This is a genomic window from Bacteroides sp. 3_2_5, from assembly GCF_000159855.2.
Classification (GTDB): domain Bacteria; phylum Bacteroidota; class Bacteroidia; order Bacteroidales; family Bacteroidaceae; genus Bacteroides; species Bacteroides fragilis.
In genome coordinates this window covers 2,815,396-2,828,232 of record NZ_JH636044.1, presented here as the reverse complement: position 1 = coordinate 2,828,232, position 12,837 = coordinate 2,815,396, and the positions used below count along the sequence as shown (strand labels likewise).

The following is a 12,837-nucleotide window of genomic DNA, read 5'->3' as shown; positions in this document are numbered from 1 at the left end:
AATTTGTAAAAGGTGATATGGAAGTCATTTGCATGAATATAGCACTCAATTATGCAAATGTGTCAAGAAGTAAAATGAATCAAGAATTACTCAGATTTACCGGGTACATCTCTTTTAATTGCGTATCCGTGTTAATCTGAGTAATTCTGTCTGAGGAGTGTTAAATAGTAACTTCTGTTACAACTTGACCATCGAATAAATTAATTACCCGGTCTGCGAAACCTGCATCATGCTGAGAGTGAGTTACCATAACGATGGTAGTGCCTTCCTTATTCAATTCGCTCAATAGTCCCATAACCTCTTTACCATTTTTAGAGTCAAGATTACCGGTAGGTTCATCGGCAAGAATCAGTTTAGGGTTGGCTACTACGGCGCGGGCAATGGCAACACGTTGTTGTTGACCTCCGGAAAGCTGTTGTGGAAAATGCTTGCTTCTATGGGTAATGGCCATGCGCTCCATTGCTTTTTCCACTCGTTGTTTACGTTCAGAGGCCGGAATACCCATGTAGAGTAAGGGCAATTCAATATTTTCATATACATTCAGTTCATCAATCAGATTGAAACTTTGGAATACAAAGCCAATAACTCCTTTGCGGAGATTGGTGCGCTGCGATTCTGTATATTTGGATACTTCTTTTCCGTTCAGATAATACTCTCCTCCTGTAGGATTATCCAGTAAACCGAGAATATTGAGAAGAGTAGATTTTCCACAACCGGAAGGTCCCATGATGGCGACAAATTCGCCCTCTTTTACCTCTACGCTGACGTTATTTAATGCCCATGTTTCAACTTCTTCGGTCTTGAAGATTTTTTGCAAATTGATTGTCTTAATCATAATCGTAATTTTTTAAGAGTTTATATTATTATTCGTTTTTTATTATTTCTGCCGGATTGAGATGCATGATTCTGTAGATTTTATAGGCTGTTGTTACAAAGATAAGTAAACCTATCAGAATGAAGAGGTAAATCCCCCATGTAAATCCGGTAATACTGCTGATCGGGCTATCCTTGGTTATGTCTATCACAAGCAACCTTAATAATGGATAAGTGATGGTATAGGCCAGTATGAATTGGATTATATATGCTTTTCCGAACATCAAAGCAATTACTTTCGGAGTTGCACCGTTTATTTTGCGAATAGCAACTTCTTTCTGCCGGCTGACTGTGTCCATAGAGATAGCTGAGTATATGCTCAGTATAACCAGAAGAGCACTTATGATGCCTAATAGCAGTGAGGCATCGCCCATCAGGTCTCTGATACCTTGTGTTGTACTTCTTCTTATATCCAGTCGTTGTATATCGAGTGGCAATGACTCTGGGACGTAATTACGGCATACCCTTTCTATTTCTGATTTGGCTTTACCAAAACTGATATCGTCACGAAAACGGATATAAATTACGGATGCCTCTTCAGTCGGGAAGAAAACAGAAATATTGTATTGATTGTGTTCTGAAATGTTCTCCCCGTAACAAGCCTTGTATGTACCTGCTATCCGATAGTTCTCTTTACCTAATTTTACATTTCCGCTTACAGAATCATTTTCCAACTGCTTTTGAAAGGCTTCGCTGATGTAAACCACGTTACTTGTATGAGGTTCGACGATCTCTCCCCGGAAAGGAATCCGGAAGAACTGGAAGTAACTGGGATCTCCTTGTCTGACTCTGATAGTGAGAGTACGGTGATCGGCAGACTCATAGTCACTGGTCAGAAACGAATTATAGTTGCCGCTCATCAAAGCTGAACTGATATTTTCCACTCCCGGCAACATCTTTATTTGTGATAAAATCGCATCTTTATTTTTGCCGAGAGTAACACTATTCATTTCAAGGCAAAGCGTGGAATTTGTTTCTTTGTCTGATAGAGGAAGGTACAAAACGCTTCCTACACTATTGAATAAATGTATAGCGATACTCATACCCAGAAAAAAGATACATACACATAGCTGTACGCACATCATGATGTTGCGAAAGAGGTGCCGGTGGCTGTTAGTTTTCATGTGCCTGGCAAGACCGGACCGTTGCAAACGCTGGATGGGATATAGCATTACAAGGGTGCAGATCAGTAACAGCCCTATATAAAGTTTAACTTGAATGCCATATAGAGTTTGGATATCTATTGGAATCATTTCTTTGGGCGGAATATAGGTTGTCAGTAGTAAACAGGTACATTCGGATAAGACCAGCGAGAGCAATAAAGAAAATGTCAGCATCCAGAAAGCTTCGGTGAATAGAAGGGCAAATAAACTTTTGGGGCTGGCACCCAGACTTTTCCGCAGGGCCAGTTCACGATTACGGTTGTAGAATGACTGTATGATGAACTTTAGAAAGTTTATCATACCCGATAACAGAATCAGAGAGGATAAGAAGGTAATGAATGCTATGCCTATCATTCGCTGCGGATCGTGATACGAGTCAGCTTCTTTGTTCGCAATGAAATATGCCATTTCATTATTATGAAGAGTTGTTATCCCCTTTAGGCTTTCATTGGCTTTATTCAATCCGTCTGCTGTTTCCAGTGTACCTTCTGTGATGTATCCTTGTTGTCTGTTCTCTTCTCTCAAATGAGAGAAATAGATATCTGTTTCAACATTTAGTGTTTTGGGAAGATTCCTGATAACATTGACAACTTTATAGTATGTGCTTTTATCTTTTTCGCTTTCCTTCAACTTGACTATTTTCAGTAATGTGCCTACCGGGTTGCTCTTTCCGTATACTTTACGGGCACAACTTTCGGACAACACAACTTCTTCCGGAGTTGTGGGAAGAACATTGCCATATAAGAAGGATGCATTATAATGTGAAAAGAAATTAGGATCAGTATCCATATATGAAATAATGTAAGGCTTTTCTTCCTGCTCCCTATTGATGAATACAACTTCGGCTTCTCTTTGGAAAGAGTGGAAGCAGATTTGCTTAATACCCGGTATGGGATGTTCTGTCAGGGTCTGGATCTCAGAAGAATTGAGACTCCACCCCCATCCTCCTACTTCATGGTTGGAATTGATCATCCGGATTGAAATCCTTTGTTCGAAATTGGGCATGTTACGTGATGCTCCATCTATTTCATTGATAAAAAAGTGGATGATGCTGAAACAAGTCATACCAACGGAAAGACAAATGGCAGAAATAATGCTGTGTGTCTTATACTTCAGCAGGTTGCGTATTGCTGTTTTGAGATAATGCTGTATCATATAGTTCATTTTCTCTGATTTATTCGTTTTTAATTACTTCTGCCGGATTAGTCCGTGCAATATAATATATCTGCCAGCTGATTGTAGCTGTTATTATGCCTATTAATAGCATGAGGGGACCCATCCAAAGCCATGGATCGGCATAATCAAACAATATGACTCGATGCTGGCTGCCGATGACCATGACGAAGAGGCTAATTAAACCTCCTATTACCGAAGCTATTAAAAATAAAATCAGGTAATTTTTAGCAAACAACCAATAGATGTCCGGTAAACGTGCACCATTAATTTTACGGATGGCAACTTCTTTTTGTTTACGGATAGTGTCAATGCTGATAGCTCCATAAACGCCAAGTACCGTAATCACTAAGCAAATGGAAGAGCAGACAACGAACAGCCACATCACCGAGATAGTTCCTAATCCGGTTTGTTCCTCATATAAACTGATGAACTCGAAAGGTTCGTTCTGTGGTAGATATTGATTCATCTCCTTGCTCATTTCTGCTTTTACTTCCTTGCGAGGAGCATCAAGGACCAATCGTATATATATTTTCCCGATTTCGTCATTCATGGCAGAAAGTGGTAAAAGAGCCAATTGCTTTGCACTTGGAGAATCGGGACCTATATGGACTAAACCTTTAACCGGATATACTTGGTTTTGAAAGCGAAAAGACTCGGAGGTAGAATCAGCTTGCAAAGTTTGGTATAATTGTTCGTTTACGTAACAAAAAGGTTCTCCCGGTTTGTGATGGCATTTGATGTTCATTAAATTAAAAAAATCATCCGAAACGAAGCAGAGTTCGGTAAATCCATACTCTTGGCTGTAATCCCTGTTAGTGTAGGCTGTTTCGGCATTCCAACGGCGTGAGCGCAGGAAGTTTATCAGTTCCGGTTGATGCTCTCGAATACGATCGTATCTGCCTATATTTACTACCATAATTTCTTTTTTTACCTCTGTGCTCAGATTGGGATTGGCTGAGAGATCGTATTCTTTCATTTGCATACGGATGCCGACTGTACCTACAATGAATAGAAAAGAGAAGAGTAGCTGGACGCTCAGTAACGTGTTACGGATTATGTGACGTTGTCCGGTAGTTGTCCCCCCCCTCAATCCTTGCGCTATTGTCTTATGGGCAATGTGCCAGGAAGAGATGAATGAGATCAGTAAGCTGATAAGCAACAAGCCTCCTATATATTGACATTCATAAACCCACAATCGATGTGTATCTATGTATAAGTTTCTTTGTATTTCATTAGAAAATGTACTTATAAACCAAGGTAGCAAGCTCTCAGTAATGGCCAGGGTAATTATTCCACAGATCAGGATGATGACAGCCTGTTCAAGGAATAGCAATATGAAAAGTCCCCAGTAAGTAGAACCCAGCGTATTACGTAGACTGATCTCTTTGTAACGGTTGGCAAATGCTCCTATACTGAATGAGAAATAGTTGATCATGCCTACCAATAAAACCAATAGCCCCAAAATAGCCACCCATAATTCAGCGCCTGCCTTATGTTCTGTCTGGCTATCCAGCACTATTTGTGGTATCCATTCCGGATGGTTGGGAAAAAGTCCCAATTTAGGCAGTAATTGTGAAATGTGTTCGGCATCTTCCGGGCGTTTGAGCAGTAGTTTGTGTATCCCAAATGAAGCATTTTCAGGTAGTGGAAGAAAAACATCGTAGCTGCTGTGATAATTATTCATCCCTGCCGGATAGGGCTTGATAACGGCAATAATGGTATGTATTTTGCCTCTCTGGTCAAGGATCGTTTTTCCCAGCGGCGGGACGCCTCCACAGAATTGTTTGACAAACTCAGTCGTTACTACAGCTTCGTTACCCGAAATACCAAACTGTTTTAAGGAGCCGTCTATACATTCTGTAGGAAATACTTTGAAATAATCAGCATTACATTCTGTTTTGTCCACTTTACAATATACCGTTTCATCTAATGTGATTGTAGATGAAGAATTTACATAAAAAGCAACTGCTTCAAATTTGTCTTTACCTATTTTCTTTTCAAAATCCTCTATCGGAATATTTACTTGGTAAGATCTTTCTTTTATGCATATTTCTGCTTGATTTTCGTAAGTTGCCAAATCCTTGTTACCTGTACTGAAAATACGATTATAATAGTTGCATACACTGAAACAGAGCAAACCGGCAGTGATTCCCAATATAGATATAGCAGTTTGTGCTTTGCGTTTAGCCATCTGCCTGAAAACAATCTTTAAATAATGTAGTATCATAGATATATTGATTTCTTCGTTTTAATTATTGTTGTGTAAATACCGTGTGTTTTACCGTTAAACTTCTCTTTTATAGTTTCAATAAATATGCCAAACTGCTAAATGATTGTATCTTTGATTGTTAGGATCTCTCTGTTATCTCTGTTTCTGTGTGATATTGCACGATTGCAGTGCGAATACGCACTGCAATCATTTATTCACTTTTCACCGACTCCGCCGGATTGATTTTGGCAGCTACTACCACTTGTCGCATGACCGAGAGAATAACGATGATGCAGGTGAAGAGGAATACACATACAAACAGCCATCCGTGAATATCAGTATGGTACGCATAGGTTTCCAACCACCTTTTGATAAATAAATATCCTAAAGGCAGAGCAATTGCGTTACTGACCAGTGTCAGCCATAAATATTCTTTCAGAAATAAGTATAGGATATCTGAAAATTGTGCTCCGTTTACCTTTCGGATGGCTATTTCTTTTTTACGCTGTTCGGTAGAGAGCGATACCAGGAAGAAAACGCCGAAAGAAGAAATCAGGATACAGAGTACTGCCAATAACAGGAAGATACGGAACATCGTCTTTTCCGGACGATTGAACAGTTCCATTAAGGTGGAAAGTTGAATGATCTGCATATCCTCGGAGATTTCTTTTTTGCTGTATTGAGAATAGATTCTCCTGGCGTATTGCAGTGCTTGTTTTTCATTATCCGGATGTACCTTTATATAGAAATACCTGAATCCATTGTACCCCCTTGCTGCATCAGCATTGTTTTGATACATAAAGAAGACCTTCGACAGCGGGTACTGCATCGGACAGTAGTAGAAATCACGTAAAATACCGCTGATTCTGGTGGGTACTGCATGATTCTCCGAATCTTCGTCATCACTGAGTATAAGACGTCCTGTCAGTGAAGGAATGTTGAGTTCGCGGGCACCGGTTTCGTTGATAACTATATCTCTTGTCCCCTGATCCTGTATCCATTCTCCTTCTTTCATCTTCATTCCGAAAAAGGAAAGGAAATTCTTTTGCACAACGATGCAATTATCTTCTGTTGCTTCATCTACATTATTACGTCCCTCTATGGGAAATTGAGTGATAAAACTGCAATACCACTCTCCTCTTAAAACAAGGAGAGGCTGTGTCAGGGCCGTTACGTCATCGATGGCTGAGTTTTGTTTTAGTGCTTCTATAAAAGGGGTACAATCAGTATTGTAGGTTGCATCGAATCCGAGGTCGATCTGCCAGATGTGATCGGTGACCAGTCCTTTGTCTGTACGGCTCATGAATCGGTACTGACTGTAGAACATGCAAGAAGTCAGGAGGAATAAAGAGCCGATGAAGATTTGTCCGATTATCAATCCGTTTCTAAGTGCCAGCGAAGTTCCCCGACTGTTTCGTTTCAGCAGACCGACGATGGGAACCGTACTTAAAACCAGAAATATCAGGCAGCATAACGGATAAATCCAATAGGATGCTTTCAGTACTTCTTGCCGGGTGATACTCTGGATGACTCCATTATAATAGCTACTGCTCTCTGCTACCAAACTGGTGTAATCCTTATAAAACGGAAACAGGAATTCGATAAATGCCATTGAAAGCAAAAATGCTATGAACAGGGGGAGGGTCAATTCAAGTAAGTTTTTCCCTATCAAACTGTAGATGGAAGCACCAAGAGTGGAAAAAGTGGCATTATAGCGCGCTTTTCGTTGTTGCTGGCCAATGAATAGAACAAGCAGATTCATTAATGCACTGGCAAAGGCCAATATTCCCGCCGTAGCCAAAATCCGGATATGTTGGAGCCTGCCTTTCAGCTCAGGAGAGCAGCGGGTATGAATTTCGGGTAACGGACGCAAATGAAAGCGCCATTCAGAATATTTACTCCATTTGGTATCGGGTTCTTTGACTCTGTAGGCTGCTATCTTTTTACTTAGATGTGCAGCATCGGCCGAAGGGTGTAACCATACATAAGTCGTATTTCTTTTGACTTGATTGGGGGATGGAGTGGCCAGAATCAGGTATTCAAATTTGAAATCACTGTTTTGGGGATAATTTTCCATTACTCCCGCAATGGTATATGATAATTTGTCGTTGATTTTCAACTCTTTCCCTACGCAACTACTGTCACCAAAGTAGAAGTTGGCCATTTTTTGAGTCAGAATCACATGATTTACGTTAAATGGAACTTTATAATAGCTCCCTTCGATCAGTTTACATTGAAAGATATCAAAGAAAGTGGAGTCTATTTTCATTCCGATCCAACTTTTTGTATCCTTCTCAAATTCGTATTTTACTTCGCTGACATGGCAAACTTTAGCTATTTCAGGGAAAGTAACCAGATCTTTTTCCACCATCTGATGTATCTGGTTTAATTCTCCGACAGATCCGTCGGCTGTTTTAAATATACCGGTGGTAGTCAAGGCATAAGTCCTTGAACTTTGAGGGTGGAAACTATCAAAATGATATTCCCAGTGATGCCAATACCCGCCTAACAAGAAAGCTGTAAAACCGATAGACAAGCCTACAATGCTTAAGATATTCTGTACCTTATGTTTTAAAAGGTTTCTACATGCAATTTTAAAATAATGTTGTATCATATTATTAGATTTTTTTATTCTGTTTTTACTACTTCCGCCGGGTTTTCACGGGCGGCTTTCCATACTCTCCAGCCGATACAGGCGGTTATGATGATACCGATTCCCGTAAAGATAGTGACATACATCGAAACGCCTATGCTGATTTGTTCGACATAATTCTCCAGCCATGCTTTCATGATCATGTAGCTGACCGGGAAAGCAAGGAACGAGGCGCAGAGTAACAATATCAGGTACTCTTTTATAAATATCGAAAGGATGTTGCCAAGTGTTGCACCATTTACTTTCCTGATAGCGATTTCTTTACGCCGTTGCTCGCATGCCAATGTCACTAAAGAGAACACTCCGAATACAGCAATCAGAATACAGACAATAGCTACACGACTCAGTAGTTTCAAAAGGGTCTGCTCCGATTTGAGATAGTTGTCATAGGTCTCCTCCATATTGGATAATCTGATTTTATTTTCCGGATATTCTTTCTGACATAGCTGTTCAATGTCTTTTTTAAGTTTGGGCCATTCGCCTTCTCTATACTTTATCAGTACATCACCTTTGCCCAGGTCGAATCCGGAAAAGCCTTTGGCTATAAATGCGATAGGTTTTATGGGAGTGGTAGGCGATGTCGTATGGAAGTCTTTTACCAAACCGATAACGGTTGTCCCTGTTCCGTTGGGTCTGATTAGTTTTTTCCCAATCGGATCATTCCATCCGAGTGCTTTGGCCGCTGCCTCATTGATTACAATAGTGCCGGCATCCCTCTCTCCTTCTTTCAGCATCTTTCCTTTTAAAAGGCGGATGCCGTAGAACTGTGCTAACTCTTCACTTTCCATCAGTACTTCCATATCGATCTCTGCATCTCCGGGTTGTTTTCCGTCCCAATCCTTGAAGTGCATAGCCATGGATGCAGTTTTGGGTAGCAGCGAAAAGTGTCCTTTCAGAACCTGAGTGACATAAGGAAACTGCTCTATTTTATCAGCGGCAGGCAATAGATTGTTTTGCGGATACATGCTTAGAGTCGCTATATTTTTGCGTTCTATACCAATATCTGTGGTGCTGAGATAATAGAGTTGCTTCATGATGACACTGATGCAGAAGATAAAGCAGATACTGATAGAAAGTTGAAAAACAATGCTTATCTTACGTCCCAGATACCCGTATCTGTTTACGGTCTTTTGCTGTATGTTACTTTGTAGCGTTTGTTTGTTGAAGTAGAAAGTTACAGGCAGGAATGTGGCAAGAGAACATCCGATGACGAGGGCGAAGTATAAAAAAGATTCCCAGTAAACATCTCCTTCTTTTACTCCCGACAATTCTTTGAACGGAGACAATACCAATTCTATCAGGGCCATTCCCATAAGTCCTGCGGCCAACAAGATCAGCAGATATTCTGTAACAAGCAGGATGAACAGATGGAGGTCTGATGAACCGCATACTTTGCGTAATGCCAATTCTCTGCTTCGCATCCGTAAACGGCTGACAAACAAAGACAGGTAGTTGATCAGCGAACAAAGAATAACTAATCCGCCTACAATCGAGAAGAATAGGATATAGCTGAACTGGATGGCATTTTGGTCGGCCAGTACAGTATAGTGGCACTTACTGATGGGCATAACCATCAGATTCTGTATGCCGCCCTTGCCGTCTGCTTCGAGTTTCGTTTGTTCCAGTTTTTTCTGAAAAGTTTCGGCATTTACTTCTTTGTGCAATTTTATAAATACATGGAATCCTCCGTGATACCATGCATTATGCCATTGACGTATTCCTCCCGTTAAAATAGAAAAAGGTAAATTGGTATGACGGTTCCATCCGTTGACGATCGCACATACGGTTTTAGGGGCACCATACAGTTTGATTTCCTTCCCGATCGGATTTTCCGTACCGAAAAGTTCCTTGGCCGCATGCTCTGTCAGTGCTATCCGCTCTTCCGATTCCAGGAAATCAAGGCTGCCGGAGAGTACTTGTATCCCGAACATATGCATGAAGCAAGAGTCTGCATTGATTTCATACAGTTGCCGGATAGCGCCATCGTCTACTGTCACTTCCTGTTCATAAAAAAGAAAACCGCAGGCATCTTCCACTTCCGGAAACTGCTTTTCTAAAGAAGTGGATACCGGATATGGAATTGTTGTTGTAACGCCTGTGTCACTTAATGCCGATTTCTGATACACCAAATGAATACGGTCAAAACCTTCATGGAAGGTGTCGTATGTCATTTCGTAATGTATCCATAAGACAGCAAGCGCAAAACAGGTAAATCCGATAGCTAATCCTAGGATGCTGATGATACTCTGAGTCTTGTATTTCAGCAAATTCCTACATGCAATTTTCAAATAATGTCGTATCATATTATTAGATCCTTTTTTATTCTGTTTTTACTACTTCCGCCGGATTTTGTTTGGCTGCATTCCACACTCTCCAGAAGATACTGATGACGATGATGATACCGATACCTGCAAACAGGACGATATATATCCAAAATGGGGTGGAAGTTTGTCTGACGTAACTTTCTATCCACACTCTCATCATTCCATAGCTTGCCGGGAATGCTATAAGAGCCGCGACAAGCAAAAGGACGAAATATTCTTTGATGAACATCTGCAGGATACTTCCTATGGTGGCTCCATTCACTTTGCGGATAGCGATCTCTTTGCGTCTTTGTTCGCACGACAAAGTTACTTGCGAAAAGATGCCGAAAATAGAGATAATGACGCATACGATAGAAACGATCCCCAACAGGGTCATCAACGCACTTTCGGAACGCAGATATTTATTATACTCCTCTTCCTCGTTATAAAGTCTCAAGAACGAAGAGGGAAAATCTTCTTCTTTCATTTTCCGGATCGTATCTTTGCAGGCCTCCCAGCTCCCTTCCGTAAACTTAAAAAGAATACTGGCACGAGACCATAGATATTTCTGCTCTTCAGTGCGGACAAAGGCGAGAGGGCGTGGAGCGATAGTGGGTGGCAGGTAGCTGAAGTCCTTCACCACTCCTACTACTGTATAATATGTCCGATTGTGTTCATATTCTGAGTAGAACTGTTTTCCTACTGGATTTCTCCATCCGAACGTCAGTGCTGCCGTTTCATTAATGATGACATCTCCGGGAGAGTTCTTTTCGGATAGCCACTCCCCTTCTGTCAACTGCAATCCATAAAAGTCGAAGAACTCTTTGCCCGAAGGTATCAGGCCGACGGAATATGTTTCATCAGTGGTTTCATTGAGTCCGTCCCAGCCGTTAATATCTGTATACATCATAGGTCCTGTAGGGACTATCGGGAAGTAGTGAGGAGGCAGAGCTTCAGTCACCATAGGTAAATTGGCGATCTTAGAACTCCATTCATTAATATCTCCTTTCATCCAGACAGCAACATTGCCTATATTGTGGCGTTCTATTCCCAGATCTGTGTTTTTCAGATAATAGAGTTGTTTCATCATGATAGTGGTGCAGAAGATGAAGCCCAGACTGATGATCAATTGTGCTATCAGTCCGAGCCGGCGGAATATTCCGCGCTGGGGACTTCCTTTTTTATTGCGAATACTACTCTGTAACGTACGGCTTCTGAAGTAATATAGAGGAATTTGTGAAATACCGAAAGATAAAACGATGACTGCCAGTATGTAAATGATGACTTCTGTATACAGCGGGGTAGCTTCTGATATCTGAGCCAGTTCTATGAAATGGGGTAAGCAGGCCTCGATGAAAGCCATGCCCAGCAGAGAACCGGCTAGCAAGACAATCAGGTATTCGACAGATAGCAATGCGAACAACGAACGGTTGGTAGATCCACAAACCTTTCGGAGTCCCAGTTCACGACCGCGCATTCGAAGACGGCTGACAAACAGGGTCAGATAATTGAATAATGAACATACAATGACCAATACTCCTGCCATTGCAAAATAGCGAATGTAGTTGAATGAAATAACGATCTCGTCTTTTTGCAGATAATCAGAATAGCGGAGCGAAGTAATCGGGGTAAAATTCAATTTACCTAATGTACTCTCTTTCTCCTGTGAGGAAGCATCGAGGCTGCTTATCCTTTTTTGAAGAGCTGATTTGTCGGTATCCGGCAAGATGCGGACAAATATCTGTGCTGAATTGCTTTGCCAGCTTGGATGGTGGCGTGCCGGAAGCAAGGCCCCGTATGAAAGATTTGAATGTTGCGACCATCCGCTGACAACGGCACACACTTTACATGGCCGGCTTCCCAACTCAATCTCTTTTCCAAGAGGACTTTCGTTGCCGAACCATTCTTTCGCTACCGCTTCGGTTATGGCTATCTCGTTGCTCTTTTTCTTTAGAAAATTGACATTGCCTTGCAGGATACGCACATCAAACATGCGTATAAACGCAGAGTCCACCTCAATGGCCAATAAATCCCCACCCTTGTCTTTGAATCGAAGATTGGTTTTGAACGGAGATATGCCACATATATCTTCAATCTCAGATATGTTCTTCCGTAGATACTCTATAGCCGGATAAGGCATTGAGTTGCTGAGCGTGCCGTCTGTGATTGTGAGTTGTGCTCTTACCAGGTAGATGTCGTCGGCTCTCCGATGAAAGGTGTCGTATGTCATCTCGTAGCGTATCCATAGTGTAGCAAGGGCAAAGCAGGTGATTCCTACAGCTAGTCCGATAATGCTGATAATACTTTGGGTTTTATATTTCAGCAGATTGCGGAAAGCGATTTTAAAATAATGTCGTATCATTCGGGTTCTTGTTTTTACAAATAGTGTTTCAAGAAGTATGCCAAAAAGCCAACTTGTTGAAACACTATTATTTATGTGCTTGTGATATTAAAACACAC

6 protein-coding genes are annotated in these 12,837 nt (G+C 41.2%); all 6 read right to left on the bottom strand.

Going from position 1 to position 12,837, the window contains the following annotated elements:
• Positions 1-160 precede the first annotated feature (160 nt).
• Positions 161-835 (bottom strand): ABC transporter ATP-binding protein, encoded by a 675-nt coding sequence (locus BSHG_RS06595; protein ID WP_005787762.1) that lies wholly within the window; start codon positions 833-835, stop codon positions 161-163.
• 28 nt (positions 836-863) lie between these two features.
• The gene (locus tag BSHG_RS06600; protein ID WP_008660271.1) at positions 864-3,200 is read right to left on the bottom strand and encodes an ABC transporter permease; all 2,337 of its coding nucleotides are present in this window, start codon (positions 3,198-3,200) and stop codon (positions 864-866) included.
• Positions 3,201-3,210: 10 nt separating this feature from the next.
• On the bottom strand, positions 3,211-5,439 hold the full coding sequence (locus BSHG_RS06605; protein WP_008660269.1) for an ABC transporter permease: 2,229 nt from the start codon (positions 5,437-5,439) through the stop codon (positions 3,211-3,213).
• 193 nt (positions 5,440-5,632) lie between these two features.
• Positions 5,633-8,035 (bottom strand): ABC transporter permease, encoded by a 2,403-nt coding sequence (locus BSHG_RS06610; RefSeq protein ID WP_008660268.1) that lies wholly within the window; start codon positions 8,033-8,035, stop codon positions 5,633-5,635.
• 14 nt (positions 8,036-8,049) lie between these two features.
• Positions 8,050-10,377 carry an ABC transporter permease gene (locus BSHG_RS06615; RefSeq protein ID WP_008660267.1) on the bottom strand — a complete coding sequence of 776 codons (2,328 nt, stop codon included), beginning with the start codon at positions 10,375-10,377 and terminating at the stop codon, positions 8,050-8,052.
• 16 nt (positions 10,378-10,393) lie between these two features.
• Positions 10,394-12,739 carry an ABC transporter permease gene (locus BSHG_RS06620; RefSeq protein ID WP_008660266.1) on the bottom strand — a complete coding sequence of 782 codons (2,346 nt, stop codon included), beginning with the start codon at positions 12,737-12,739 and terminating at the stop codon, positions 10,394-10,396.
• Positions 12,740-12,837: the final 98 nt, after the last annotated feature.

Coding starts and splice junctions, on each gene's coding strand:
- BSHG_RS06595 (WP_005787762.1), bottom strand. CDS start 835: ATGATTAAGACAATCAATTTGCAAAAAATCTTCAAGACCGAAGAAGTT.
- BSHG_RS06600 (WP_008660271.1), bottom strand. CDS start 3,200: ATGAACTATATGATACAGCATTATCTCAAAACAGCAATACGCAACCTG.
- BSHG_RS06605 (WP_008660269.1), bottom strand. CDS start 5,439: ATGATACTACATTATTTAAAGATTGTTTTCAGGCAGATGGCTAAACGC.
- BSHG_RS06610 (WP_008660268.1), bottom strand. CDS start 8,035: ATGATACAACATTATTTTAAAATTGCATGTAGAAACCTTTTAAAACAT.
- BSHG_RS06615 (WP_008660267.1), bottom strand. CDS start 10,377: ATGATACGACATTATTTGAAAATTGCATGTAGGAATTTGCTGAAATAC.
- BSHG_RS06620 (WP_008660266.1), bottom strand. CDS start 12,739: ATGATACGACATTATTTTAAAATCGCTTTCCGCAATCTGCTGAAATAT.